Source organism: Streptomyces sp. NPDC024017 (assembly GCF_040638895.1).
Taxonomy (GTDB): domain Bacteria; phylum Actinomycetota; class Actinomycetes; order Streptomycetales; family Streptomycetaceae; genus Streptomyces.
The window spans coordinates 127497-153148 of record NZ_JBEZYZ010000010.1; the positions used below are offsets into that span (position 1 = coordinate 127497).

Here is a 25652-nt window from a genome sequence, read left to right on the forward strand (position 1 = left end):
CCCGTCTCTTACTTGGCCGTCTCGGTGACGAGGCGCTCGACGGCGTCCACGGCGTCACCGATGGCGGCCGGGTTCTGACCGCCGCCCTGGGCGACGTCCGGCTTGCCGCCACCGCCGCCGCCGAGGGTCTTGGCGGCCGTACGCACCAGTTCGCCGGCCTTCAGGCCACGCTCGCGGGCGGCCTCGTTGGTGGCGATGACCGTCAGCGGCTTGCCGTTCGCCACCGTGAACAGGGCGACGACGGCGGCCCGTCCGCCCTGGATGCGTCCGCGCACGTCAAGGACCAGCTTGCGCAGGTCGTCGGCGGTCGTGCCGTCCGGGACCTGACCGGTCACGACAGCAACGCCACGGATGTCCTTGGCGGACTCGGCGAGACCGGCGGCGGCCTGCAGGACCTTCTCGGCGCGGAACTTCTCGATCTCCTTCTCGGCGTCCTTCAGCTTGCCGAGCATGGCGGAGACCTTCTCCGGGAGCTCCTCCGGGCGGCCCTTGATCAGCTCCTGGAGCTGAGCGACGACCGTGTGCTCCCGGGCGAGGAAGTTGTAGGCGTCGACGCCTACGAGGGCCTCGATGCGGCGGACACCGGAGCCGATGGAGGACTCGCCGAGCAGCTTGACCAGGCCGAGCTGGGCGGTGTTGTGCACGTGGGTGCCGCCGCACAGCTCCTTGGAGAAGTCGCCGATGGTGACCACGCGGACGCGCTCGCCGTACTTCTCGCCGAACTCGGCGATGGCGCCCTGCTTCTTGGCCTCGTCGATGCCCATGACGTCGGCGCGGACGTCGAGGTCGCGGGCGAGCACCTCGTTGATCTTCTGCTCGACGTCGGTCATCACGGCCGTCGGAACGGCGGACGGGGAACCGAAGTCGAAGCGGAAGCGGCCGGGCTGGTTCTCGGAACCGGCCTGGGCGGCCGTCGGGCCGAGGGCGTCGCGCAGGGCCTGGTGGGTCAGGTGCGTGGCCGAGTGGGCACGGGCGATGGCCTTGCGGCGGCGGTCGTCGATCGAGGCGTGGGCCTTGGCACCGACGGTGACCTCGCCGACCTGGACGACGCCCTTGTGGACGTAGACCCCTGGGACCGGCTTCTGGCAGTCGCGGATCTCGATGACGGCACCGGTGTCGACCTTGATGCGGCCGGTGTCGCCGATCTGGCCGCCGCCCTCGGCGTAGAAGGGCGTGCGGTCGAGGACGATCTCGACCTCGTCGCCCTCGGTGGCGGCCGGGGAGGAGGCGCCGTCGACCAGGATGCCGACGATCGTGGACTCGCTCTCGGTGTCGGTGTAGCCGATGAAGTCGGTGGCACCGGCCTTGTCGGCGATCTCGCGGTAGGCGCCGGCGCCGGCGTGCCCGGTCTTCTTGGCCTGGGCGTCGGCCTTGGCGCGCTCCCGCTGCTCCTTCATCAGGCGGCGGAAGCCGTCCTCGTCCACGGAGAGGCCCTGCTCGGCGGCCATCTCCAGGGTGAGGTCGATCGGGAAGCCCCAGGTGTCGTGGAGCAGGAAGGCCTTGTCGCCGGGCAGGACGGTGCCGCCGGCGGCCTTGGTGTCGGTGACGGCCGTGTCGAGGATGTTGGTGCCGGCCTTCAGCGTCTTGAGGAAGGCGTTCTCCTCGGCGAGGGCGACCTTCTCGATGCGCTCGCGGTCGGTGATGAGCTCGGGGTACTGCTGGCCCATCATGCCGATCACGGTGTCGATGAGGTCCTTGACGACCGGGCCGGTGGCGCCGAGCAGGCGCATGTTGCGGATGGCACGGCGCATGATGCGGCGCAGCACGTAGCCGCGGCCCTCGTTGCCGGGGGTGACACCGTCGCCGATGAGCATCACGGAGGTGCGCATGTGGTCGGTGACCACGCGCAGGGAGACGTCCGAGTCGTGGGCGTCGCCGTAGCGGACGCCGGTCAGTTCGGTGGCCGTGTTGATGACGGCCATCGAGGTGTCGATCTCGTACATGTTCTGCACGCCCTGCAGAATCATGGCGAGGCGCTCCATGCCGAGGCCGGTGTCGATGTTCTTGCTGGGCAGGTCGCCGAGGATCTCGAAGTTGTCCTTGCCGGTGCCCTCGCCGCGCTCGTACTGCATGAAGACGAGGTTCCAGATCTCCACGTACCGCTCGTCGTTGACGGCGGGGCCGCCCTCGGCGCCGAACTCGGGGCCGCGGTCGTAGTTGATCTCGGAACACGGGCCGCAGGGGCCGGGGACGCCCATGGACCAGTAGTTGTCCTTCATGCCGAGGCGCTGGATGCGCTCCTTCGGCACTCCGACGACCTCGTGCCAGATGCGCTCGGCCTCGTCGTCGTCCTTGTAGACGGTGATCCAGAGCTTCTCCGGCTCCAGGCCGTAACCGCCCTTGTCCTGGGGGTTGGTGAGCAGCTCCCAGGCGAGCTTGATGGCGCCTTCCTTGAAGTAGTCGCCGAAGGAGAAGTTGCCGCACATCTGGAAGAACGTGCCGTGGCGGGTGGTCTTGCCGACCTCTTCGATGTCGGGCGTACGCACGCACTTCTGCACGCTGGTGGCGCGGCTGAAGGGCGGCTTGACCTCGCCGAGGAAGTAGGGCTTGAAGGGCACCATGCCGGCCGGGACGAGGAGCAGAGTCGGGTCGTCCGCGATGAGCGACGCCGAAGGGACGACGGTGTGACCGCGCTCCTCGAAGAAGCTCAACCAGCGGCGGCGAATCTCAGCCGACTCCATCAGTGGTCCTCATTCCGGTTGTACGGGTACGTCTGGTACGTCGAACCCTCGACGTACTTCGGGTTGTTGCGGTTCTCGATGGCGATGTGACGCCGGGGGCCGGGAAGCTCGGGATTCTCGTTGATCCCGAGGGCGTCGCCCAGTTCGGCCTCTCGCACGGCCATGTTGTCCCGGACGTCGAGCGCGAAGCCCACGGCACGGTCCTTGATGCGGTGACCGGCCTCGATCGCCTTGTTGCCGGCGGTTCTGGCGAGGCTCTCGGGGGTCAGCTGCTTCAGCTTGCGATTGACCTTGGTGGTGGCCCACACACCGGCGGCGACGCCCGTGGTGAACCAGAAGGTGCGGCGGAACATCGCTGGCTCTCAGTCCCTCTTCCCTCGGGCGCTGCGCCGGGTGACCGTACGGCCCACGATCACGGTACGCCTGGACGCCTTGTCGGGCACGTCCTCCTTGCGGCCGCCGAGGGCCCGGCGCACGCCGTAGCCGAAGGCGGCGACCTTGACCAGGGGGCCGCCGAAGGTGGAGGCGACGGTGGTCGACAGCGCCGAGGCGTTCGACGTGACCTCCTGGACGTCGGAGGCGATCGAGTCGACCCGGTCGATCTGGGTCTGCGCGGAGCGCACCGCCGCGGAGGCGTCGGCCAGCAGCGGGACGGCCTGGTCGGTCACCTCCGCCACGAGCTTGGTGGTCGCCTTGAGCGTCTGGGCCACCCTCGCCAGCGCGACGGCGAGGAAGGAGACCAGGATCGCCCAGAAGACGGCCACCAGGATCCCGGCAACCTCTCCACCGGACACTGTGTGCACCCGCTCCCTGAAACGTGCGTGAACATCGAAAAAGTCGTGCGACGAGCCTATCGCGACCGCGACGGCACTCCGTACCGGATTTGGCTTCGCCGGTCGTGCGCGGTGCCGGGGGCGGACTGCGGCGGCGGGCGGGGCGGGACCGGTCGCCTCAGCCGAGGGCGCGGGTTGCGGCGAGCCGGCCCCTGTTGTCCGTGCCGTTCACGTAACAGGCGTAGGAGCCCGCCTGGTTGGAGCCTCTCCCCTTGGGCGAGTCGAGGGGGCGGCCGGTGACGAAAAACCCGCTGCCTCCCACCGTGAGGGTGGGAGGCAGCGGGTTCGGCGCCAGGCCGGTGGTACGGCGTCGCTGAGGAAGATCAGCGGGCGTAGTACTCGACGACGAGCTGCTCGTCGCAGATCACCGGGATCTCCTTGCGGTTCGGCTCGCGGTCCAGGCGGAACGCCAGGCCCTTGAGGTTCACCTGGAGGTAGCGCGGGGTCTCACCGTCGGGGGCGAAGCCACCCTCACGAGCGATCGTGAAGAGGGTCTTCTCCTTGGAGCGCTCGCGAACCTGCACGACGTCGTCCGGACGGACACGGAAGGAGGGCTTGTCGACCTTCTTGCCGTTGACCGCGATGTGGCCGTGGACGACCATCTGGCGGGCCTGGTAGATCGTGCGGGCGATGCCCGAACGAAGCACCAGCGCGTCGAGACGACGCTCGAGCTCGATGATCAGGGCCTCACCGGTCTTGCCCTGGACCTTGGAGGCACGCTCGTAGGCGCGGACGAGCTGGCGCTCGGACACGTCGTACTGCGCGCGCAGACGCTGCTTCTCGAGCAGACGGACCTTGTAGTCCGAGTTCTGCTTGCGGCCGCGGCCGTGCTCACCCGGCGGGTAGGGGCGGGCCTCGAAGTACTTGACGGCCTTCGGGGTCAGCGCGATGCCGAGGGCACGCGACTTCTTGACCTTGGGGCGGGACTGGTTCGCCACTGTTTTTCGCTTTCGTTGTATCGGCTTGTCAGGGTTGAGGGAGGTCGCATCCGCAGCCGGGGAAACCCGCCTCACGCCCTGATGGGCCTGGGGTGGGCAGCCGCTCCCCTGGTCTGGGCACATACGTGCAGCACGCGAGTGGCCCACCGACCGTTCCCGTAAGCACCGGGTGGTGGTGGGCTGCCCGCGACACCGTTCGACGGTGCGCGACGCTCCTGGAGCCGATCCCGGAGGATCGGGCTCCGGCCGACTGTCCCGTTCTGACTGCACGGGACGCGGCACTCCGGACGAGTTTACAGGGTCTTCAGGACCGCTTTCGACCGAGGTTCTTCCGGGTCCACTCCACCGCGTCCGCGTAACGGGCCTCCGACCCGTGCCGGGTCGGCTCGTAGTACTCGCGGTCCTTCAGTTCGTCCGGGGCGTACTGCTGGGCCGCGATGCCCTCGGGCAGGTCGTGCGGGTAGACGTAGCCCTGGCCGTGGCCGAGCTTGGTCGCGCCCTTGTAGTGGCTGTCGCGCAGGTGGGCGGGGACGGGCCCGGCCAGGCCCTTGCGGACGTCCTCCAGGGCGGCGCCGATCGCGGTGGTCGCCGCGTTGGACTTGGGCGCCAGGGCGAGGGCGATCGTGGCGTGGCTGAGGGTGAGGGCGGCCTCGGGGAAGCCGATCATGGCGACGGCCTGGGCGGCGGCAACCGCCGTCTGCAGCGCGGTCGGGTCGGCCAGGCCGATGTCCTCGCTGGCGGAGATCATCAGGCGCCGGGCGATGAAGCGGGGGTCCTCGCCGGCCTCGATCATCCGGGCCAGGTAGTGCAGGGCCGCGTCGACGTCGGAGCCGCGGATGGACTTGATCAGGGCGCTGGCCACGTCGTAGTGCTGGTCGCCGTCGCGGTCGTACTTCACGGCGGCCCGGTCGACCGTCTCCTCCAGGGTGGTCAGGCCGATCTCCGCCTCGCCCTTGTCGAGGGCGGCTCCGGCGGCCGCCTCCAAGGCGGTCAGGGCGCGTCGGGCGTCGCCGCCGGCGATGCGCAGGAGGTGGCTCTCGGTCTCCTCGGGGAGGGTGACGGCGCCCCCCAGGCCACGCTCGTCGGTGAGGGCGCGGCGGATGAGGCTTCTGATGTCCTCGTCCGTGAGCGGTTCGAGGGTGAGCAGCAAGGAGCGGGACAGCAAGGGGGAGATCACCGAGAAGTACGGGTTCTCCGTCGTCGCCGCGATGAGCGTCACCCAGCGGTTCTCGACGGCCGGGAGCAGGGAGTCCTGCTGGGCCTTGCTGAAGCGGTGGATCTCGTCGAGGAAGAGGACGGTCTCCTTGCCGTAGCCGCCGGACGCGCGGCGGGCGCCGTCGATGACCGCGCGGACCTCCTTGACGCCGGCGGTGATCGCGGACAGCTCCACGAAGCGGGCGTCGGTCGCCTTGGAGACGACGTAGGCCAGGGTGGTCTTGCCGGTGCCGGGCGGGCCCCAGAGGAGCACCGAGGAGGGTCCGGCCGGGCCGGAGGCCTCCCCGACCAGTCTGCGCAGGGGTGAGCCCGGCTTCAGCAGATGCTGCTGGCCCACGACCTCGTCGAGGGTGCGCGGGCGCATCCGCACCGCCAGGGGGCTGCTGGACGGCTCCTTCTCCTGGCGTTCTTCGGCTGCGGCGGTGAACAGGTCGGGCTCCACGTCAGAAACCCTAAATCACGGCACTGACAATCCGGCCGGGCCCCGGAACGCCGGCGTCAGCTGAGCCAGAAGTCCCACCAGCGGGTCAGGATCAGCATGCCGATGATGCCGATGTGCAGCACGGGCATGACCCACGTGAACTCGCCGAAGAAGCTCTTGAGCCAGCTCGGGGCGGGCAGGAAGCCCTTGCGGATGTTGAAGGACGTCACGTACCAGAACATCAGGATCGTGGCGACCCAGGCCAGGCTGCACCACAGGCAGAGCGCGTTGATCCGGTACAGGGACTGGAACATCAGCCAGGCGCAGAAGCTCACGCCGAAGAGGCAGCCGGCGTTGAAGGTGAGCCAGTACCAGCGCGGGAAGCGGGCGCGGGCGAGCAGGCTGATGCCGACGCAGATGACGATGCCGTAGGCGACGAGGCCGAGCATCGGGTTCGGGAAGCCGAAGACCGCGGCCTGCTTGCTCTCCATGACGCTGCCGCAGGAGACGACCGGGTTGAGGCTGCAGCCGGGCGTGAAGGTCTTGCCCTCGACCTTGGCCTCGAGAAGCTTGAACTTGTCGATCGTGATGACCCACGCGGCGAGCAGTCCGGCGGCGCCGGTGATCACCAGCAGCAGGGCGAGGGCCCGGCTGCCGCCCTCCGCGCGGGGCGCGATCTCGGCGCGCTCCGGCTCGGGCTCTGTGGAGACGTCCCTGACTGTCGTCTTGCTCATCACGCCGATTCCGTCACTTGAGACCTGAACATCTTCGGGCAGGGCCATTGTGCCGCACCAGTGCCTCTGTCCACCGTTCAGTGGACATAAGGATGTCCGCCCGGTCGTCCCTGAGGGTTGTGTTCCGGCCGACGCTCGTCGCATGACAGCACAGGGGTACGAACTCGCCGTGGACGTGCGGGGGCTGCGCAAGCGCTACGGGGGCGTGACCGCCGTCGACGGCATCGATCTCGGCATCCGGCGGGGCGAGGTGTTCGGCCTGCTCGGGCCCAACGGCGCGGGCAAGAGCACCACGGTGGAGATCCTCCAGGGCAACCGGGACCGGGACGCCGGCGAGGTGTCCGTGCTCGGGTCGGACCCGGCGGCCGGCACGCGCGCGTGGCGTTCACGTGTCGGGATCGTCTGGCAGGACGAATCGGCGCCCGCCGAGTTGACGGTCCGGGAGACCGTGCGGCACTTCGCCCGCTACTACCCCCGGCCACGGAACCCGGAGGAGGTCATCGGCCTGGTCGGTCTGGGGACGAAGGCGGACAGCCGGATCAAGGCGCTGTCCGGCGGCCAGCGCAGGCGCCTGGACGTGGCTCTCGGCGTCATCGGAGGTCCCGACCTGCTGCTCTTGGACGAACCGACGACCGGGTTCGATCCGGCGGCCCGGCGCCGGTTCTGGTCGCTGATCCGCGCCCTGGCCGACGACGGCACGACCATCCTGCTGACCACGCACTACCTGGACGAGGCGGAAGCCCTCGTGCACCGGCTGGCCATCGTCGCCAGGGGCCGGATCGTCGCCGAGGGCGAACCCGGAACCCTGCGGGAGCAGTACGGCACCGAGGCCACCGTCGCCTGGACCGAGCCGGACGGCACCCCGCGCGCGGAGCGCACCGGGACGCCCACCCGGACCGTCGCCGGGCTCATGCACCGCTTCGGCGGCGAGATCCCGGGGCTGACGGTGACCCGCCCCACGCTGGAGGACGTCTACCTCCGGCTGACCGGACAGTCCCAGGAGGACGCGCGATGAGCACGACCGTCGTACGAGAGCGTGGTGAGGTGGGCGTCGGACGGCTGCCCGGTGCGTGGGGGCTCGGGCAGCGGCGGGGCGCCCTGGAGATCAGGCAGTTCTTCCGGCAGCGCGACCAGGTGGTGTTCACGTTCGCCTTCCCGGTCGTCCTGCTGTTCCTGTTCGCGTCGATCTTCCGGGACGACGTGGAGGGCGCGGGCGTCACCGCCTCGCAGTTGTACGTGCCGGCGATGATGGCCGCCGGGATCATGTCGACGAGCTTCCAGGCGCTCGGCATCTCGATCGCGATCGAGCGGCAGGACAAGGTGCTGCGCCGGCTGCGGGGCACGCCGATGCCTCCTGCGGCCTACTTCCTCGGGAAGATCTGGCTGGTTCTCTTCACCGGTGCGCTGGAGACGGTGATCCTCGTCGTCGGCACGACCTGTTACGGCGTGGACCTGCCCGCGGACGCGGGCCGCTGGTTCGACCTGGTGTGGATCTTCGTGCTGGGCATCACGGCCTGCGCCCTGCTCGGCATCGCGATCAGCTCGGTCCCGGACTCCGCGAACAGCGCGGGCTCGGTGGTGGTCCTGCCCTTCCTGGTGCTGCAGTTCATCTCCGGGGTGTACATCGCCATCGGCACCATCCCGGACTGGATGCTGACCATCGGCGCGCTGTTCCCGCTGAAGTGGATGTGCCAGGGGCTGCGCGGCGTGTTCCTGCCGGAGTCGGCGCAGGTGCTGGAGCAGGCGGGGAGCTGGGAGTCGGGACGCGTGGCTCTGGTGCTGGCCGCGTGGTGCGTCGGAGGATTGGCCCTGTGTCTGCTGACGTTCCGCTGGAAGGACCGGCGCACCGGATGAGCGTGGCCGCGGACGCCGGCAGCGCTTATCACTGGGAGCGCTCGTTCCGGCTCTGGGACACGTACTTCGCGCTGATCTGGGTCGCCACGGTGGCCTACGTGCTCACCACGGAGCAGCCCGGCTGGCCGCTCCGCGCGGTCGCGGCGGCGCTGCTCGTCCCGCTGGTCCCGCTGTACGTGGTGGCCGGGCGGCGTCTGATCCGGGGCGATCCGCCCGACCAGCGGCAGGCGATCGGGTATCTGGCGGCGGTGCTCGCCGGTGAGACGCGGGTGCTGACCTTCGCGCTGGTCCCGCAGTGCTTCATGACGCTGCGGTTGCGGTCGGCGCTGGCGGCGGTGGCCGTGATGAACCTCGTGCCCGTGGCGGGCTGGGCACTGCTGTGGTGGCCCGGTGCGCGGGAGTTGGCCTTCGACGCGCTGTTCTCGGTGGTCACCCTGGTGTTCTCGGTGGCCCTCGGCATTTGGGTCATCCGCATCATCGAACAGAGCCAGGAGCGGGCGGAGTTGATCGCGGAGCTGGACGCGAGCCGTCATGAGGTCGGCCGGCTGTCCGAGGCCCACGGTGCGCTGGCCGAGCGGGAGCGGCTGGCCCGGGAGATCCTCCCCCATAGCCCGAAAGGCATGGGGGGGGACCCCCATCACGCTGGCGCAGGGGTTCACCAGCCTGGTGATGCTGATCCAGGCGGTCGAGGCGGAGCTGGACCATGACGTGCCCCAGGCGCGGCGTCATCTGCGGCTCATGGACGAGACGGCCCGGCAGAACCTCGCCGAGGCCCGGGCGTTGGTCGCCGGGGGGCGCCCGCCGACCTGGACGGGGCGTTGCTGCCGGACGCTCTGGGCCGGCTCGCCGCGCGTCACGACGCCGCGCTGGAGGTGACCGGCCCGGTGCGCACGCTGCCCGCGGGCCCGGAGGTGGTCGCGCTGCGCGCCTGCCAGGAGGCGCTGGCCAACGCCCGTAAGCACGCGGGGAGTCCGGTGGCGGTCGGCGTGTCGCTGGCGTACGCCGACGACTCCCTGACGGTGTCGGTACGGGACGACGGCCGCGGCTTCGACCCCACTGCCGTCCGCGGCGGGTACGGTCTCGCGGGGCTGCGGTCCCGGGCCGCCGAGGTGGGCGGCACCGCCGAGGTGCGCAGCGCCCCGGGCGACGGCACGGTCGTGACCGTCCGGCTGCCGGTTGTCAGGAGGCGGACACCGTGATCCGGATCATCCTGGCCGACGACCATCCCGTGGTGCGGGAGGGGCTGCGGGCGATGCTCAGTGCGGAGTCCGACCTGGAGGTCGTCGCCGACGCCTCCAGTGGGCCGCAGGCGGAGGCGCTGGCGGCGCGGTTGCGGCCCGACATCGTGCTGATGGACCTGCGGATGCCGGACGGTGGCGGCGTGGACTCGATCGTGCGAAACGGACCGGGACATTTTGCGGGCCGTGGAGGCCGGGGCCGCGGGCTATCTTCTGAAGGACCTGCCGCGTGCCGAACTCGCGGAGGCCGTACGGGCGGCGGCACGCGGCGAGACGGTGCTGGCCCCGTCCGTCGCGGCCCGGCTGGTGGACCGGCTCCGGACGAGACCGGAACGGCCCCGGCTGTCGGAGCGCGAGACGGCGGTGCTGCGGCTGGTCGCCGAGGGGTGCACGAACGCGGAGATCGGGCGCAGGCTGTTCATCGGGGAGTCGACGGTGAAGACGTATCTGCTGCGGGTCTTCGGCAAGTTGGGGGTGGACGACCGGACGGCGGCCGTCACCAGCGCGATGCGGTACGGGTTGCTGGAGCCGTGAGGAAGGCGCCGGACGTCTCTCCGGCGCCTTCGGACTCACGTCAGCCCAGCCGGGCTTCCAGTTCCGCCACGATCTCGTTCACGCCCACCGCCGTCTGCTCGCCCGACTCCATGTCCTTGAGCTGGACGACGCCCTCGGCGAGGTCGCGTTCGCCGGCGACGACCGTGTAGCGGGCGCCGCTGCGGTTGGCGTTCTTCATGGCGCCCTTGAGGCCCTTGCCGCCGTAGGAGAAGTCGGCCGCGATGCCGTTCTTGCGCAGCTCCGTGACCTTGGCGAACAGGACGCGGCGGGCCTCCTCGCCGAGCGGGACGGCGAACACGCTGGTGGTGGCGGGCAGTTCGAGTTCGACGCCCTCCGCTTCCAGGGCGAGGACCGTGCGGTCGACGCCGAGGGCCCAGCCGACGGACGGCAGCGCGGGGCCGCCGATCATCTCGGACAGTCCGTCGTAGCGGCCGCCGCCGCCCACCGCGGACTGCGAGCCGAGGCCGTCGTGGACGAACTCGAAGGTGGTGCGGGTGTAGTAGTCCAGGCCGCGGACCAGCTTCGGGTCGTCCTCGAAGGTGACGCCCGCCGCCGTGATCAGCTCGCGGACCTCCTCGTGGTACGCCTTGCAGGCGTCACACAGGTAGTCACGCAGCAGCGGCGCGTCCCCCAGCTGCTTCTGGACCGACTCGCGCTTGTCGTCCAGGACGCGCAGCGGGTTGATCTCCGCACGCCGCAGGGTGTCCTCGTCCAGGTCCAGGCCGCGCAGGAACTCCTGCAGCGCCGACCGGTAGACCGGGCGGCACTCCTGGTCGCCGAGGCTGTTGAGCAGGATCCGGAAGTTGCTCAGACCCAGCGAGCGGTAGGCCTGGTCGGCCAGGATGATCAGCTCGGCGTCAAGCGCCGGGTCCTCCGCGCCGATCGCCTCGGCACCGACCTGGGAGAAGTGGCGGTAGCGGCCCTTCTGGGGACGCTCGTAGCGGTAGTACGAGCCGGAGTACCAGAGCTTGACCGGGAGGTTGCCGGCCTTGTGCAGGTTGGCCTCCAGCGCCGCGCGCAGGACGGAGGCCGTGCCCTCGGGGCGCAGGGCGAGCCGGTCGCCGCCCTTGGTCTCGAAGGCGTACATCTCCTTGGTCACGATGTCGGTGGACTCACCGACCCCGCGCGCGAAGAGTTCGACGTTCTCGAAGCCGGGCGTCTCGATGTAGCCGTAGCCGGAGTTGCGCAGCGGAGCGGCGATCGCCTCACGGACGGCGAGGTACTTGGCGCTGTCCGGCGGGATCAGGTCGTACGTGCCCTTGGGGGCCTTGAAGGTGCTCACGGAAGGTCTCGTCACATTCCTCGTCGGGGAGCCCGAGCGGGTCCCTGGCCGGCGGCCACCTGCCGCAGATACGGGTTGGTGGAGCGCTCCTGGCCGATGGTCGTCTGGGGTCCGTGGCCGGACAGCACCACGGTCGAGTCGTCGAGCGGCAGGCACACACGGGCCAGCGAGTCGAGCATCTCGGCCATGTCACCGCCGGGCAGGTCGGTGCGTCCGATGGAGCCGGCGAACAGCAGGTCGCCCGAGAAGAGGATCGGCGGGATGTCCGCCGCCTCGGGCATGCCGAAGGTCACCGACCCCTTGGTATGGCCGGGTGCGTGCGCGACGGACAGCTCCAGGCCCGCCAGCTCCAGCTTCGCCCCGTCGGTCAGCTCCTTGACGTCGTCGGGCTCCCCCACGGTCAGCTCGCCCAGCAGCGGCATCCCGATGGACCGGCCGATCCCCTTCTCGGGGTCGTTCATCATGTACCGGTCGTCGGGGTGGATCCAGGCCGGCACGTCGTGCGCGCCGCACACCGGGACGACCGAGGCCACGTGGTCGATGTGGCCGTGGGTGAGGACGACGGCGACGGGCTTGAGCCGATGCTTCCTGACCGCTTCCGCGACGCCGTCGGCGGCCTGATGGCCGGGGTCGATGATCACGCACTCCTCACCGGCGGCGGGGGCGACGAGGTAGCAGTTCGTCCCCCAGGCCCCGGCGGGGAACCCGGCAATGAGCACGATCGTCCTTCGTTGTGTCGATACGGGCGGCTACGGCTGCTCACAGAGCCTACCGGCGCTGCCGATTCCTCAGCGAACCCATATACGGTACGGGGCACACGCAGGCGGTCGGCACACAGGACGCACGCGTACCGGTCGACGTTCGAGACCCATGAGGAGAGAACCCGGTGGTCAGCCAGGAACAGCGGCGGCGTCAGCTCGCCCGGGAGAAGTTCTTGCGGCAGCAGCAGCGACGCACTGACGCGCGACGCAAGGCCCGTATCCGCAACTCCGTGATCGCCTCGACTCTCGGCGTGATCGTGGTGCTCTCGGTGACGGTCTTCCTGACCAAGCCGTTCGAGGACGACGGCAAGACGGAGAACGCGAACGCGGACGTCACCCCGAGCGCCACGCCCAGCAAGGCCCCGGACCCGTGCGAGAAGCCGGCTCCGGGCAAGGTCAAGTCGGAGACCTGGAAGAAGGAACCGGCGATGGCCATCGACGAGTCGGCGAAGTACACGATGAAGCTGGACACGACCTGCGGCGAGATAGACGTCGCGCTGAAGGCGTCGGCGGCGCCGCACACCGTCAACTCGTTCAACTTCCTTCTGGGCAAGGGCTACCTGGACCACAGCAAGTGCCACCGGCTCACGGACCAGGGCATCTACGTCCTGCAGTGCGGCGACCCGAAGGGCACCGGCATGGGCGGACCGGGCTACACCATCCCGGACGAGAACCTCAAGGACAAGAGCCTCAAGGGCGGGATGTACCCGGCGGGCACGGTCGCGATGGCGAACCAGTACAACGCGCAGACGAAGCAGGGCCGCAACAGCGGCGGCAGCCAGTTCTTCCTCGTCTACCAGGACAGTCAGCTTCCGCCCGACTACACACCGTTCGGCACGGTGTCGGAAGCGGGCATGAAGATCCTGAAGAAAATCGCGGGTGCCGGAGCGCAGGCCCCCGACCCTCAGACGGGCAATACGGCGCCCAACGCGACGGTCGTGATCAACAAGGCCACGATCACGAAATCCTGACCCCCAACTGCGAAATTTCGGTCGCGCGGGATGCGGACACGCCCCCCGCCGGTCGCCTATGTTGGCCGTGACGAAACTGTGGACGATGCCCGGGGGAGCTGAGGCCCCCCGCAGGCATCATGTGGAGGAGGCGCTGTGAGCAGCGACCCGTGGGGCCGCGTCGACGAGACGGGGACCGTGTACGTGCGTACGGCCGACGGCGAGCAGGTCGTCGGTTCCTGGCAGGCAGGCTCCCCCGAGGAGGCGCTGGCCTACTTCGAGCGCAAGTACGAGGGCCTGGTTGTCGAGATCGGCCTCCTCGAGAAGCGAGTGAAGACCACCGACCTGTCGGCGAAGGACGCCCAGGCCGCCATCGACCACATCCGGGAACAGGTGGACGCGCACCACGTGGTGGGCGACCTGGACGCCCTGCGGGTCCGGCTGGACAAGCTCGTGGAGCTGGTGGAGGCGCGCCGCGAGGAGCGCAAGGCGCAGCGGGCGAAGCAGTCCGACGAGGCGCGCAAGTCCAAGGAGGCGCTGGTCGCCGAGGCGGAGGAGCTGTCGCAGTCCGACCAGTGGCGGGCGGCCGGTGAGCGGCTGAGGGCCCTGGTGGACACCTGGAAGGGTCTGCCGCGTCTGGACCGCAAGTCCGACGACGAGCTGTGGCACCGGTTCTCGCACGCGCGGTCGGCGTTCTCCAAGCGGCGCAAGCAGCACTTCGCGCAGCTGGACGCGCAGCGCGAGGAGGCCCGCAAGACCAAGGAGCGGCTGGTCACCGAGGCCGAGGCGCTGTCGAACTCGACGGACTGGGGCGTGACGGCGGCGCGCTACCGCGAGCTGATGTCGGAATGGAAGGCCGCGGGCCGCGCCCAGCGCGAGCACGAGGACGACCTCTGGAACCGCTTCCGCGGCGCCCAGGACGTCTTCTTCGCGGCCCGCAGCTCGGTCTTCGCCGAGCGGGACGCCGAGCAGTCGGAGAACCTGAAGCTCAAGGAGGAGCTGGCCGAGGAGGCCGAGAAGCTCCTGCCGATCACGGACCTGAAGGCGGCCCGGGCCGCTTTCCGGAACGTGAACGAGCGCTGGGAGGCCATCGGCCATGTGCCGCGCGACGCCCGGCCCAAGGTCGAGGGCCGTATGCACGCGGTCGAGCGGGCCATCCAGGAGGCCGAGGAGGCCGAGTGGCGCCGGACGAACCCGGAGGCCCGCGCGCGTGCCGAGGGTCTGACCGGCCAGCTCCAGGCCGCGGTGGACAAGCTGCAGGGCCAGATCGAGCAGGCGCGGGCACAGGGCAACAACGCCAAGGCCGACAAGCTCCAGCGTGAGCTCGACGGCCGGCAGGCGCTGCTGGACCAGGCGCTGAAGGGCCTGCAGGAGTTCGGAGGCTGAGCAGCCGATCGAAAGGGGCTCCCGTACACGGTGTACGGGAGCCCCTTTCGTGTGGTTCGTGTGCGACGACCGGTTACGACCTGCTGCGCGCCGACGTCACCCGGTACACGTCGTAGACGCCCTCCACGCCCCGGACCGCCTTGAGCACATGGCCGAGGTGCTTGGGATCGCCCATCTCGAAGGTGAAGCGGGAGGTGGCCACCCGGTCGCGGGAGGTCTGGACGGCCGCGGAGAGGATGTTGACGTGCTGGTCGGACAGCACGCGGGTGACATCCGAGAGGAGCCGGGAGCGGTCCAGGGCCTCGACCTGGATGGCGACCAGGAAGACCGAGGACTGGGTGGGCGCCCACTCGACCTCGAGGATGCGCTCGGGCTCGCGTGACAGTGAGTCGACGTTCACGCAGTCGCTGCGGTGAACCGATACGCCACTACCGCGGGTGACGAAGCCGATGATGGGGTCGCCCGGGACGGGCGTGCAGCAGCGGGCCAGCTTGACCCACACGTCCTCGACGCCCTTGACGACGACGCCCGGGTCGGCACTGGAGCGCCGCTTGCGGCCGCGCCCGCGGGCCGGCGGGACCGACTCGTCGATCTCCTCGGTGGCGGCCTCCTCGCCGCCGAGGGCCTGGACCAGCTTCTGCACGATGTTCTGTGCGGAGACATGGCCCTCGCCGATCGCCGCGTACAGCGCGGAGATGTCGGCGTAGCGCATCTCGTGCGCGAGGGTCACCAGGGAGTCGCCGGTCAGGATGCGCTGGATCGGCAGGTTCTGCTTGCGCATCGCGCGGACGATGGCGTCCTTGCCCTGCTCGATCGCCTCGTCGCGGCGTTCCTTGGAGAACCAGGCCCGGATCTTGTTGCGGGCGCGCGGTGACTTGACGAAGCCGAGCCAGTCGCGGGAGGGGCCGGCCCCGGCCGCCTTGGAGGTGAAGACCTCCACCAGGTCGCCGTTGTCGAGGGTGGACTCCAGCGGGACCAGCCGGCCGTTGACACGGGCGCCGATCGTGCGGTGCCCGACCTCGGTGTGCACGGCGTACGCGAAGTCGACCGGGGTCGCACCGGCCGGGAGCGCTATGACGTCGCCCTTGGGGGTGAAGACGAAGACCTCGTTGCGCGAGAGGTCGAAGCGCAGGGACTCCAGGAACTCGCCCGGGTCCTCGGTCTCCTTCTGCCAGTCCAGGAGTTGGCGCAGCCACGCCATGTCGTTGAGGTGGTCGTCCTTGCCCTTGCCGGACGACTTGGGGGCGTCGCTGCGCACCTTGGACGCGCCGGCGACGGCCTCCTGCTTGTACTTCCAGTGCGCGGCGATGCCGTACTCGGCGCGGCGGTGCATGTCGAACGTGCGGATCTGCAGCTCGACCGGCTTGCCGCCGGGGCCGATGACCGTCGTGTGCAGCGACTGGTACATGTTGAACTTGGGCATCGCGATGTAGTCCTTGAACCGGCCGGGGACCGGGTTCCATCGCGCGTGCACGGTGCCGAGGGCCGCGTAGCAGTCGCGGACGGTGTCCACGAGGACGCGGATGCCCACCAGGTCGTAGATCTCCGCGAAGTCACGGCCGCGGACGATCATCTTCTGGTAGACGCTGTAGTAGTGCTTCGGGCGGCCGGTGACCGTCGCCTTGATCCGGGCCGCGCGCAGGTCCTGCTGGACCTCGTCGGTGACGATCGCCAGGTACTCGTCGCGCTTCGGTGCCCGCTCGGCGACCAGCCGGACGATCTCGTCGTACATCTTGGGGTAGAGGATCGCGAAGGCGAGGTCCTCCAGCTCCCACTTGATGGTGTTCATGCCCAGGCGGTGGGCGAGCGGCGCGTAGATCTCGAGGGTCTCGCGCGCCTTCTTCTCCTGCTTCTCGCGCTTGAGGTAGCGCATGGTGCGCATGTTGTGCAGGCGGTCGGCGAGCTTGATGACCAGGACGCGCGGGTCCTTGGCCATGGCGACGACCATCTTGCGCACGGTCTCGGCCTGGGCGGCCTCACCGAACTTGACCTTGTCGAGCTTGGTGACGCCGTCGACGAGCAGGGTGACGACGTCGCCGAAGTCGCGGCGCAGGTCGTCCAGGCCGTACTCGGTGTCCTCGACCGTGTCGTGCAGCAGGCCGGCCATCAGCGTGGCCGGATCCATGCCCAGCTCGGCGAGGATGGTCGTCACGGCGAGGGGGTGCGTGATGTACGGGTCGCCGCTCTTGCGCTTCTGGCCTCGGTGCCAGCGCTCGGCGACCTGGTAGGCGCGCTCGATCTGGCGGAGCGTGGCCGTCTCGATCTTCGGGTCGTTGCCGCGCACTATCCGCAGCAGCGGCTCGAGCACCGGGTTGTACGGATTCGCGCGCTGCACGCCGAGCCGGGCCAGACGGGCGCGGACGCGGTTGGAGGAGCCGGAGCGGGCCGGCTGGCCGGCCGCCTGCCGCACCGCGGGCGGGGTGGGCTTGGGCCGCGACTGCTCGGCGGGCTTGTCGACCGGCGCCGCCTGGGCGTGCTCGACCGGCCCACGGGCGTCGTTCTTCGCGTGGGGCGTGGTCGGCGCGGGCTTGGCCGCGGCCGCCGAGGCGGACTCGGGCTTGGCGGCGGTCAGGTGCTGGGCCTCGTCTGGCAAGAGGGCTCCTCGTGCGCGATCCGGGTCCCCGGTCAGGCTCCGGAGCACCCATGGTAGCGATCCTGGGCCCCAGGATCGCCTTCAGGCCAATGTGAGGACCGTCTACCCGGGAAACGCACGAGGCGGGCACCGGATCGTCCGGGCCCGCCTGCGCGGTGTCGTGCCGGTGCCCACCGGGGCGCCGCACGGTGGCTAGACCGTGAGCAGCGCCTCCAGCGGAGCGCCGTTCAGCGCCGGCTCCAGGCGGGCGCGGCCGCTCAAGAAGCCGAGCTCCATGAGGACGGCGAGACCCGCGACCCCGGCACCGGCCCGGCGGATGAGCTGGACCGCGGCCTCGGCGGTGCCGCCCGTGGCGAGGACGTCGTCGACGATCAGGACGCAGTCCTCGGCGGTGAGGTCCTCGGCGTGCACCTCGATCTCCGCCGAGCCGTACTCCAGGTCGTAGGCCTGGGCGAGGGTGGCTCCGGGGAGCTTGCCCGCCTTGCGTACCGGGATGAAGCCGAGGCCGGCGCGGACGGCGACCGGGGCGCCGAGGATGAAGCCCCGGGCCTCCAGACCGACGACCTTGGTGGCGCCGGCGCGCTCGGCGATCTCGGCGAGGGCGTCGGTCAGGGCGGTGAACGCCGCCGGGTCCGCCAGGAGCGGGGTGATGTCCTTGAACATCACGCCCGGCTCCGGGTAGTCGGCCACGTCGCGGATGCGGCTGAGCAGCAGCTCCCTGATGTCGGTCATCGGCGCTTCCCCGAGGGGCGGCCGCGGCCACGGGTGCGGGAGGCGGGCTGGTTGCGCGGCCCGACCACCGCGGGTGCGGCGTCCTCGGGCTCGTCGGCGTACGCCTCGTCGTCGCCCTGGGGCTGGGTGTCGCCCTTGGCGGCGGACTGGGCCCGCTTGGCCAGGACGCGCTTCCTCAGGGCCTTCATCGCCGGCTCGCGCTCCTTGAGGTCGGCGACGAGCGGCGTGGCGATGAAGATCGAGGAGTACGCACCGGCGGCGAGGCCGACGAACAGCGACAGCGAGATGTCGTTCAGCATGCCGGCGCCGAGGACACCGCCGCCGATGAACAGCAGGCCCGCGACCGGCAGCAGCGCGACCACCGTGGTGTTGATGGAGCGGACCAGGGTGCTGTTGATCGAGCGGTTGGCGACGTCGCTGTAGGTCCAGCGGGTCTGCTTGGTGAGGTCCCGGGTCTGTTCCTTGAGGCTGTCGAAGACCACGACCGTGTCGTAGAGCGAGTAGCCGAGGATGGTCAGCAGACCGATCACCGTGCCCGGTGTGACCTCGAAGCCGACGAGGGCGTAGATGCCGACCGTGATGGTGATGTCGTGGATCAGTGCGACGAACGCGGCGAGCGCCATGCGCCATTCGAAGGCGATCGCCAGGTAGATCACCACGAGCACCAGGAAGATGCCGAGGCCCTGCCACGCCTTGTTGGCGATCTGCTCACCCCAGCTGGGGCCGACCAGCTCGGCGTTGATCTGCTCCGAGTCGATCTTGAGGTCGTCGGCGAGCGTGTTCTTGATCTCGTTGGCCGCGCCGGTGTCGATGCCGGCGACCTGGATGCGCAGGCTGCCGTCGCCGAGCTTCTGGACGATCGCGTCGTGGCCGGAGGCCGCTTCCGCGTACTCCTCCGCCTGGGACACCGAAGCCGAGGTGTTCTTCGGCGTGTTGAAGACGGCGCCGCCCTGGAACTCGATACCCATGTTCAGGCCGCGGACCGCCAGGCCGGCGATGGCCAGGATGGTGATCAGGATGGAGAGGCCGTACCAGATCTTGCGGTTTTTGACGAAGTCGTAGCCGATTTCGCCACGGTGCAGCCGGGCGCCGAGGTTGCCGAGCTTCGACATCTCACGCCTCCTTCGTCTCGACGGGGGCGGAGGGACGGCGGGTGCGGCGCAGCGGCGGCTGGGCACCCAGGCTCTTCGGGTCGAGGCCGGACCACTTGTGGCCGTTCGCGAAGAACGGGCGGCGGGCCATGAGTGTCAGCAGCGGCTTGGTGAAGAGGAACACCACGACCACGTCGAGCAGGGTGGTCAGGCCGAGCGTGAACGCGAAGCCCTGGACCTTGCCGACGGTGACGATGAAGAGCACCGCGGCGGCGAGGAACGACACGAAGTCGGAGACCAGGATGGTGCGCCGGGCACGCGGCCAGGCCCGCTCGACGGCGGGGCGCAGCGAGCGGCCCTCTCGGATCTCGTCGCGGACGCGTTCGAAGTACACGATGAACGAGTCCGCCGTGATGCCGATGGCGACGATGGCGCCGCAGACGGCCGGCAGGTTCAGCGCGAAGCCGATGGCCGGGCCGAGCAGGGCCATGAGCGTGTAGGTGAGGGCGGCGGAGACCAGCAGCGAGAGGATCGCGATGAACGACAGACCGCGGTAGTAGGCCAGCAGATAGATGATGACCAGCGCGAGACCAATCGCGCCGGCGATCAGACCTGCCTGCAGCTGGTCACCGCCCAGCGCGGCGGTCACGGTCGTCATGCTGTCGACCTTGAAGGTCAGCGGCAGTGCGCCGTAAGACAGCATGTTGGAGAGGTCCTGGGCGGACTGCTGGTTGAAGTTGCCGGAGATCTCGGCGTTGCCGCCGGTCAGGGCCTGCCGGACGTACGGATCGGAGACGACCTCGCCGTCCAGGACGATCGCGAACTGGTTCTGCGGGGACTGGTTCTGCGCCAGCTTGCCGGTGATGTTCGCGAACTTCTTGGCGCCACCGTTGGTGAAGTCCATCGTGACGGTCCAGCCGGCACCGGTCTGGGTGTTCAGGGCGGCCTGGGCCTTGTCGACGTCCGTGCCGTCGACCTCGGCGGGGCCGAGGATGTACTTCTGCCACTGGCCCTGCGAGTTCTTGCCGCACGCCAGCGTCGGGTCGGAGGCCTTCACGCCGTCGCCGACGGTGGAGCGGGTCTTCTCGTCGGTGCAGTCGAGCTTGGCGTACTTCGCCTGCAGCGCGCTCGCGTCGGCCTCGGCGGTGCCGCCGCTCCCCGACGGGGAGGGGCTGGCCTTGTCGCCCTTGTCCGAGGCGCTCGCGGAGGGCGTCGCGTCGGCCTTCAGCGCGTCCGTGACCGCACGGCCCTGCGTGGTGGGAGAGGCGGACGGGGACGCGGATCCCTTGTCGGTGGCCTCGGGCTTGTCGGTGGCCTTGCCGGACGGCTTGTCCGTGGGGCTGCCGGTGGGGCTCGGGGAGGGGCTGGCCGTGCCCTTGCCGCCGGCGATCTCGGTGGCGAGGACCGGACGGAAGTAGAGCTTGGCGGTGGTACCGACCTGCTTGCGCGCCTGCTCCGAGTTGGTGCCCTTGGGAATGTTGACGATGATGTTTTCCCGGCCCTGCGTCTGGACCTCGGACTCGGAGACGCCCAGACCATTGACACGGCGCTCCATGATGGAGACTGCGGTGTCCATGTTGGTCTTGTTGATCGCCGCCTCGTTGCCGGCCTCGGGGACCGCGCGGAGCGTGATGCTCGTACCGCCGGCAAGGTCGATGCCGAGACGGGGCTTCGTGTGCCCCGAGGCGAACATCCCACCGGTGAGCGCCGCGATGGCGATCAGGATCAGGGCCAGCGAGCGCCCCGGCTTGCTCTGGGCGCTCGCGTTCCTGCCCTTTTTAGGTGTGGCCACCTTCTCGTACTCCCTCTCGGGCCACCTCGCTCCGGATCGGCGGACGGGCGGCCATGACATGGTGTCGGGACTCCGTGCGAGCTGGGCGTGTCCCGGGGCGCGCGGGCAGGACCCGCGCGCCCCGGGACACGACTACTTCGCCTCGGAGTCGCCGTCGGTCTTCTTCGGCTCTGCGTCCGGCTTGGCCTCGGCCGCCTCGTCGGCCGGTTCGTCGGCCGCGTCCTTCTTGCCGAGGTCGACGGCCTTGTCGTCAGCGGGGGCGTCGGCTGCGGAGTCGTCGGTCTCGGTGAGGGAGGAGGCGTCGTCCGGGACGATGTCGGCGTCGGACTTCAGGTCGTGCTCGATGCCGTGGACGATGCGGTTGTACTCGTCGTCGGTGAGGACGGCACCGATGGCGTTCTTGGCGAAGAGGAGATCGACGCCGGGACCGGCGTCGACGAGGACGGTGTCCTCGTTCACTTCCTTGACCGTGGCGTACATGCCCCCGATGGTGCGGATACCGCTGCCGGGCTGCATCTGGTTCCGCATGTCGGCGGCCTGCTGCTGCTTCTTCTTGGCCGACCGGGTCATCAGGAACATGGCCCCGATGAGCACGATGAACGGGAGGAGGGTCAGGAGACTCACGGGTCGGTACTTCCTTCACACGACCGCGCTGTGAGCGGCCAGATGGTTGGGGGTGTGTACGCCGCCGACAAAGGCGGCATCGGCGGAGTCTAAGCGAGTCCGCGCGCATGGAACAACGCTCAGCATGGCACCGGGGTTCCTGCTCCGGCCACTGACCTCGCCGCCCCGGAGCCGTGACGGCGCCGTCACGCCCCGAACAGGTCCCCTTGTCCGTTTCCGGCGCTCTGGGAGCGTGGCGGGGTGAGGCCGAGATGCGCCCATGCGGCGGGGGTGGCGACCCTGCCGCGGGGGGTGCGGGCCAGCAGGCCCTCCCTCACGAGGAAGGGCTCGGCGACCTCCTCCACGGTCTCACGTTCCTCCCCGACCGCGACAGCGAGTGTGGAGAGGCCGACCGGTCCGCCGCCGAACAGCTTGAGCAGGGCTTCCAGCACACCCCGGTCGAGGCGGTCCAGGCCCCGCGCGTCCACCTCGTACACGGCGAGGGCCGCCGCCGCGATGTCCCTGGTGATCAGCCCGTCGGCCTTGACCTGGGCGTAGTCGCGGACGCGGCGCAGCAGGCGGTTGGCGATACGGGGCGTGCCGCGGGAGCGGCCGGCGATCTCAGCGGCGCCCTCCGGCTCGACCTCGACCTCCAGGAGGCTGGCCGAGCGGTGGATGACCCGCTCCAGTTCGGCCGGTTCGTAGAACTCCATGTGCGCGGTGAAGCCGAAGCGGTCGCGCAGCGGGGGCGGCAGCAGGCCCGCACGGGTGGTGGCGCCGACCAGGGTGAAGGGGGGCAGCTCCAGGGGGATGGCCGTGGCGCCGGGGCCCTTGCCGACGATGACGTCGACGCGGAAGTCCTCCATCGCCATGTACAGCATCTCCTCGGCGGGCCGGGACATGCGGTGGATCTCGTCGAGGAAGAGGACCTCGCCCTCCTGGAGGGAGGAGAGGATCGCGGCGAGGTCGCCGGCGTGCTGGATGGCGGGGCCCGAGGTGATGCGGATCGGGGCGCCCATCTCGGCCGCGATGATCATCGACAGGGTGGTCTTGCCGAGGCCCGGGGCACCGGAGAGCAGCACGTGGTCGGCCGTCGCGCCACGCGCGCGTGCGGCGCGCAGCACGAGGTCGAGCTGCTCGCGGACCTTCTCCTGGCCGATGAACTCGTCCAGGTCCTTGGGGCGCAGGGCGGCCTCGACGGCCTGGTCCTCACGGTCGGCGGACGCACCGACGAGCCGCTCGGCGGCATCGGCGTCGGTCGTGTCGTCCCAGTTCATGGAGTGTGCCTCGGAATCTCGGTACGGGGGTGCGGACTGCTCGGGCTAGCGGGCGCGGTTCAGCGTCTGCAGGGCCGCCTTCAGCAGCTGCCCCACCTGGGGCGTGCCCTCGGCGGCCTCGGCCTGCGGGGCCACGGCGGTCACGGCCTCGTCGGCCTCCCGGGTCGCGTAGCCGAGGCCGATCAGGGCCGCGTGCAGCTGGTCGCGCCAGCCGGTGCTGACCGGTGCGCCGACCGCGGGTGCCCCGACCGGCGCGCCGAGCCGGTCCTTCAGCTCCAGGAGCAGCTTCTGCGCACCCTTCTTCCCGATGCCGGGGACGGCGGTGAGGGCCTTCTCGTCGGCGGTCGCGACGGCCCGGCGCAGCGCGTCCGGACTGTGCACGGCGAGCATGGCCTGGGCCAGCCGGGGGCCGACACCGCTGGCCGTCTGGAGCAGTTCGAAGACCTGCCGCTCGTCGTCGTCCGCGAAGCCGTACAGGGTGAGGGAGTCCTCGCGGACGACCAGGGAGGTGTGCAGCTTGGCCGGTTGGCCCATGCGGAGCGTGGACAGCGTGTTCGGCGTGCACTGGACGGCCATGCCGACGCCGCCGACCTCGACGACCGCGGCGTCCGGAGCGAGTGCGGCCACTGTGCCGCTGACGAAGGCGATCATGCCGTCCGGCCTTTCGGTGCTTTGGCGTGGTGCAGGGCGACGGCCTGCTGGAGTCGGTTCTGCGCGGGGGCGCGCCAGATGTGGCAGATGGCGAGGGCGAGGGCGTCGGCGGCGTCGGCGGGCTTGGGCGGTGCGCTGAGCCGGAGCAGGCGGGTCACCATGGCGCCCACCTGCGCCTTGTCGGCCCGGCCGCTGCCGGTGACGGCGGCCTTGACCTCGCTCGGGGTGTGCAGAGCGACCGGGATCCCGCGGCGGGCGGCGCAGAGCATGGCGACGGCACTGGCCTGGGCGGTGCCCATCACCGTACGGACGTTGTGCTGGCTGAAGACGCGCTCGACGGCGACGAACTCGGGCCGGTGCTCGTCGAGCCACTGCTCGATGCCCTGCTCGACGGCGACGAGGCGGTGGCCCAACTCGGCGTCCGCCGGCGTGCGGACGACGCCGACGCCCAGCATCGTCAACGGCCGGCCCGCGACCCCCTCGACGACGCCCACACCACACCGCGTCAGTCCGGGGTCCACCCCGAGTACGCGCACCGCCCCTCCTTCGCTCACCTGTTTGTGCAGGCTATCGGGTAGCGCTGACAATGCGACGGGCCGACGGGTGTGTCCCGTCGGCCCGTTGAGCCCGTGCAGCTCTCGGCAGCGTTACGCGTCGACCTTCTCCATGACCTCGTCGCTGACGTCGAAGTTGGCGAAGACGTTCTGCACGTCGTCGCTGTCCTCCAGCGCGTCGATCAGCTTGAAGATCTTCTTGGCGCCCTCCTCGTCCAGCTCGACCTGCATGGTCGGGACGAAGTTGGCGTCGGCGGAGTCGTAGTCGATGCCGGCGTCCTGGAGGGCGGTGCGGACCGCGACCAGGTCGGTGGCCTCGCTGAGGACCTCGAAGCTCTCGCCGAGGTCGTTGACCTCCTCGGCGCCCGCGTCGAGCACCGCGGTCAGCACGTCGTCCTCGGACAGCTCGCCCTTGGGGACGATCACGACGCCCTTGCGGTTGAAGAGGTACGACACCGAGCCCGGGTCGGCCATGGAGCCACCGTTGCGGGTCATGGCGACACGGACCTCGGAGGCGGCGCGGTTGCGGTTGTCGGTGAGGCACTCGATGAGCACCGCGACACCGTTGGGGCCGTAGCCCTCATACATGATCGTCTCGTAGTCGGCACCGCCGGCCTCGAGTCCGCCGCCGCGCTTGACCGCGGAGTCGATGTTCTTGTTCGGGACCGACTGCTTCTTGGCCTTCTGGATGGCGTCGTAGAGAGTGGGGTTGCCCTCGATGTCGACGCCGCCCATCCGGGCAGCCACCTCGATGTTCTTGATCAGCTTCGCGAAGAGCTTGCCGCGCTTGGCGTCGATCACGGCCTTCTTGTGCTTCGTCGTAGCCCATTTAGAGTGGCCGGACATCTGCCTGTCTCCTTCGCGTAACCCATCTCAGCAACGAACGCAGGAATCCTACAAGGACTCGGCTGTCCGGTTCGCCCGCACCATGTCGACGAACAGGGCGTGGACGCGGTGGTCGCCGGTCAGCTCCGGATGGAACGACGTGGCCAGCACGGCGCCCTGGCGGACCGCGACGATGTGGCCGCCGTGCTCGGCGAGCACCTCGGCCCGGGCGCCGACGGACTCCACCCAGGGGGCACGGATGAAGACGCCCTCCACCGGGTCACCCTCGATGCCCCGGACGGCGACGGCCGCTTCGAAGGACTCGTTCTGCCGTCCGAAGGCGTTGCGGCGCACGATCATGTCGATGCCGCCGATGGTCTCCTGGCCCGACCGCGGGTCGAGGATCTTGTCGGCGAGCATGATCATGCCGGCGCAGGTGCCGTAGACGGGCATACCGTCCCGCACGCGCGCGCGGAGGGGCTCCATCAGGCCGAACAGGACGGCCAGCTTGGAGATGGTGGTGGACTCGCCGCCGGGGATGACGAGGCCGTCGACCTCGGCGAGCTCTTCGGGGCGCCGCACCGGCCTGGCCACGGCATCGGCCGCGGCCAGGGCGACGAGGTGCTCCCGTACGTCGCCCTGGAGGGCCAGGACGCCTATGACGGGGGTGTCGCTCATGGATTCCT

At 70.1% G+C, this 25652-nt stretch carries 22 protein-coding genes and 2 pseudogenes; 6 read left to right on the plus strand and 18 right to left on the minus strand.

Annotated features, from left to right (window positions below):
* Window positions 1-8: 8 nt before the first annotated feature.
* The 6 genes from alaS to AB0G20_RS26680 all read right to left on the minus strand — a co-directional run bounded on the left by alaS (window position 9) and on the right by AB0G20_RS26680 (window position 6822).
* Entirely contained in the window at window positions 9-2681 is a 2673-nt protein-coding gene (gene alaS, locus AB0G20_RS26655; RefSeq protein ID WP_361306673.1) for an alanine--tRNA ligase, read from the minus strand.
* Window positions 2681-3034, minus strand: a complete 354-nt coding sequence (locus AB0G20_RS26660) for a hypothetical protein (RefSeq protein ID WP_306923142.1) — start codon at window positions 3032-3034, stop codon at window positions 2681-2683. The genes alaS and AB0G20_RS26660 overlap by 1 nt, the downstream gene beginning before the upstream one ends.
* A 9-nt stretch (window positions 3035-3043) precedes the next feature.
* Window positions 3044-3484 (minus strand): DUF948 domain-containing protein, encoded by a 441-nt coding sequence (locus AB0G20_RS26665; protein WP_361306674.1) that lies wholly within the window; start codon window positions 3482-3484, stop codon window positions 3044-3046.
* Window positions 3485-3837: 353 nt separating this feature from the next.
* Window positions 3838-4452 carry a 30S ribosomal protein S4 gene (gene rpsD / locus AB0G20_RS26670; protein WP_031104240.1) on the minus strand — a complete coding sequence of 205 codons (615 nt, stop codon included), beginning with the start codon at window positions 4450-4452 and terminating at the stop codon, window positions 3838-3840.
* A 304-nt stretch (window positions 4453-4756) separates the two neighbouring features.
* On the minus strand, window positions 4757-6109 hold the full coding sequence (locus AB0G20_RS26675) for a replication-associated recombination protein A (RefSeq protein WP_361306675.1): 1353 nt from the start codon (window positions 6107-6109) through the stop codon (window positions 4757-4759).
* A gap of 56 nt (window positions 6110-6165) precedes the next feature.
* The gene (locus AB0G20_RS26680; RefSeq protein WP_361306676.1) at window positions 6166-6822 is read right to left on the minus strand and encodes a vitamin K epoxide reductase family protein; all 657 of its coding nucleotides are present in this window, start codon (window positions 6820-6822) and stop codon (window positions 6166-6168) included.
* A gap of 142 nt (window positions 6823-6964) precedes the next feature.
* Here AB0G20_RS26680 and AB0G20_RS26685 point away from each other — a divergent pair, with 142 nt between their 5' ends.
* The 4 genes and pseudogenes from AB0G20_RS26685 (at window position 6965) to AB0G20_RS26700 (ending at window position 10448) form a co-directional block, all read left to right on the plus strand.
* Window positions 6965-7837, plus strand: a complete 873-nt coding sequence (locus tag AB0G20_RS26685) for an ABC transporter ATP-binding protein (RefSeq protein WP_361306677.1) — start codon at window positions 6965-6967, stop codon at window positions 7835-7837.
* Window positions 7834-8676 (plus strand): ABC transporter permease, encoded by an 843-nt coding sequence (locus AB0G20_RS26690; RefSeq protein WP_361306678.1) that lies wholly within the window; start codon window positions 7834-7836, stop codon window positions 8674-8676. Before AB0G20_RS26685 ends, AB0G20_RS26690 begins: the two co-directional genes overlap by 4 nt.
* A pseudogene (locus AB0G20_RS26695) lies at window positions 8673-9875 on the plus strand (sensor histidine kinase). Before AB0G20_RS26690 ends, AB0G20_RS26695 begins: the two are co-directional and overlap by 4 nt.
* Window positions 9872-10448: pseudogene (locus AB0G20_RS26700) on the plus strand (response regulator transcription factor). Before AB0G20_RS26695 ends, AB0G20_RS26700 begins: the two co-directional pseudogenes overlap by 4 nt.
* A 40-nt stretch (window positions 10449-10488) precedes the next feature.
* On the opposite strand, the gene hisS reads toward AB0G20_RS26700, so the two are convergent.
* Entirely contained in the window at window positions 10489-11751 is a 1263-nt protein-coding gene (hisS, locus tag AB0G20_RS26705) for a histidine--tRNA ligase (protein ID WP_361306679.1), read from the minus strand.
* Between the two features lie 11 nt (window positions 11752-11762).
* Complete coding sequence (locus tag AB0G20_RS26710) at window positions 11763-12470, minus strand: MBL fold metallo-hydrolase (protein WP_361306680.1); 708 nt, start codon at window positions 12468-12470, stop codon at window positions 11763-11765.
* Window positions 12471-12637: 167 nt separating this feature from the next.
* Between AB0G20_RS26710 and AB0G20_RS26715 the strand changes: the two genes are divergently transcribed.
* Together AB0G20_RS26715 and AB0G20_RS26720 are read left to right on the plus strand one after the other, a co-directional pair.
* Window positions 12638-13483, plus strand: a complete 846-nt coding sequence (locus tag AB0G20_RS26715) for a peptidylprolyl isomerase (RefSeq protein ID WP_361306681.1) — start codon at window positions 12638-12640, stop codon at window positions 13481-13483.
* Window positions 13484-13618: 135 nt separating this feature from the next.
* Window positions 13619-14848, plus strand: coding sequence for a DUF349 domain-containing protein (locus tag AB0G20_RS26720; protein ID WP_361306682.1), 1230 nt, complete (start codon window positions 13619-13621; stop codon window positions 14846-14848).
* A gap of 73 nt (window positions 14849-14921) precedes the next feature.
* Here AB0G20_RS26720 and relA read toward each other — a convergent pair whose 3' ends face one another.
* The 10 genes from relA to pdxT all read right to left on the minus strand — a co-directional run bounded on the left by relA (window position 14922) and on the right by pdxT (window position 25644).
* The gene (gene relA / locus AB0G20_RS26725; RefSeq protein WP_361306683.1) at window positions 14922-17441 is read right to left on the minus strand and encodes a GTP pyrophosphokinase; all 2520 of its coding nucleotides are present in this window, start codon (window positions 17439-17441) and stop codon (window positions 14922-14924) included.
* Between the two features lie 192 nt (window positions 17442-17633).
* Complete coding sequence (locus tag AB0G20_RS26730; RefSeq protein WP_361306684.1) at window positions 17634-18173, minus strand: adenine phosphoribosyltransferase; 540 nt, start codon at window positions 18171-18173, stop codon at window positions 17634-17636.
* Window positions 18170-19285: a protein translocase subunit SecF gene (gene secF / locus AB0G20_RS26735; RefSeq protein ID WP_361306685.1), complete on the minus strand. Its 1116-nt coding sequence runs from the start codon at window positions 19283-19285 to the stop codon at window positions 18170-18172. The genes AB0G20_RS26730 and secF overlap by 4 nt, the downstream gene beginning before the upstream one ends.
* 1 nt (window position 19286) lies before the next feature.
* Complete coding sequence (gene secD, locus AB0G20_RS26740; RefSeq protein WP_361306686.1) at window positions 19287-21056, minus strand: protein translocase subunit SecD; 1770 nt, start codon at window positions 21054-21056, stop codon at window positions 19287-19289.
* 132 nt (window positions 21057-21188) lie between these two features.
* The gene (yajC, locus tag AB0G20_RS26745; RefSeq protein ID WP_361306687.1) at window positions 21189-21680 is read right to left on the minus strand and encodes a preprotein translocase subunit YajC; all 492 of its coding nucleotides are present in this window, start codon (window positions 21678-21680) and stop codon (window positions 21189-21191) included.
* Window positions 21681-21865: 185 nt separating this feature from the next.
* Entirely contained in the window at window positions 21866-22936 is a 1071-nt protein-coding gene (gene ruvB, locus AB0G20_RS26750; protein WP_361306688.1) for a Holliday junction branch migration DNA helicase RuvB, read from the minus strand.
* A 45-nt stretch (window positions 22937-22981) separates the two neighbouring features.
* Complete coding sequence (gene ruvA / locus AB0G20_RS26755; RefSeq protein ID WP_361306689.1) at window positions 22982-23587, minus strand: Holliday junction branch migration protein RuvA; 606 nt, start codon at window positions 23585-23587, stop codon at window positions 22982-22984.
* Window positions 23584-24123: a crossover junction endodeoxyribonuclease RuvC gene (gene ruvC, locus AB0G20_RS26760; protein WP_361306690.1), complete on the minus strand. Its 540-nt coding sequence runs from the start codon at window positions 24121-24123 to the stop codon at window positions 23584-23586. The genes ruvA and ruvC overlap by 4 nt, the downstream gene beginning before the upstream one ends.
* A 111-nt stretch (window positions 24124-24234) precedes the next feature.
* Window positions 24235-24987: a YebC/PmpR family DNA-binding transcriptional regulator gene (locus AB0G20_RS26765; RefSeq protein ID WP_361306691.1), complete on the minus strand. Its 753-nt coding sequence runs from the start codon at window positions 24985-24987 to the stop codon at window positions 24235-24237.
* 48 nt (window positions 24988-25035) lie between these two features.
* Window positions 25036-25644, minus strand: a complete 609-nt coding sequence (gene pdxT / locus AB0G20_RS26770; RefSeq protein WP_361306692.1) for a pyridoxal 5'-phosphate synthase glutaminase subunit PdxT — start codon at window positions 25642-25644, stop codon at window positions 25036-25038.
* Between the last annotated feature and the right edge of the window lie 8 nt (window positions 25645-25652).

Coding starts and splice junctions, on each gene's coding strand:
- AB0G20_RS26730 (WP_361306684.1), bottom strand. CDS start 18,173: ATGACCGACATCAGGGAGCTGCTGCTCAGCCGCATCCGCGACGTGGCC.
- ruvB (WP_361306688.1), bottom strand. CDS start 22,936: ATGAACTGGGACGACACGACCGACGCCGATGCCGCCGAGCGGCTCGTC.
- AB0G20_RS26690 (WP_361306678.1), top strand. CDS start 7,834: ATGAGCACGACCGTCGTACGAGAGCGTGGTGAGGTGGGCGTCGGACGG.
- alaS (WP_361306673.1), bottom strand. CDS start 2,681: ATGGAGTCGGCTGAGATTCGCCGCCGCTGGTTGAGCTTCTTCGAGGAG.
- pdxT (WP_361306692.1), bottom strand. CDS start 25,644: ATGAGCGACACCCCCGTCATAGGCGTCCTGGCCCTCCAGGGCGACGTA.
- AB0G20_RS26660 (WP_306923142.1), bottom strand. CDS start 3,034: ATGTTCCGCCGCACCTTCTGGTTCACCACGGGCGTCGCCGCCGGTGTG.
- secF (WP_361306685.1), bottom strand. CDS start 19,285: ATGTCGAAGCTCGGCAACCTCGGCGCCCGGCTGCACCGTGGCGAAATC.
- AB0G20_RS26680 (WP_361306676.1), bottom strand. CDS start 6,822: ATGAGCAAGACGACAGTCAGGGACGTCTCCACAGAGCCCGAGCCGGAG.
- AB0G20_RS26765 (WP_361306691.1), bottom strand. CDS start 24,987: ATGTCCGGCCACTCTAAATGGGCTACGACGAAGCACAAGAAGGCCGTG.
- ruvA (WP_361306689.1), bottom strand. CDS start 23,587: ATGATCGCCTTCGTCAGCGGCACAGTGGCCGCACTCGCTCCGGACGCC.
- AB0G20_RS26685 (WP_361306677.1), top strand. CDS start 6,965: ATGACAGCACAGGGGTACGAACTCGCCGTGGACGTGCGGGGGCTGCGC.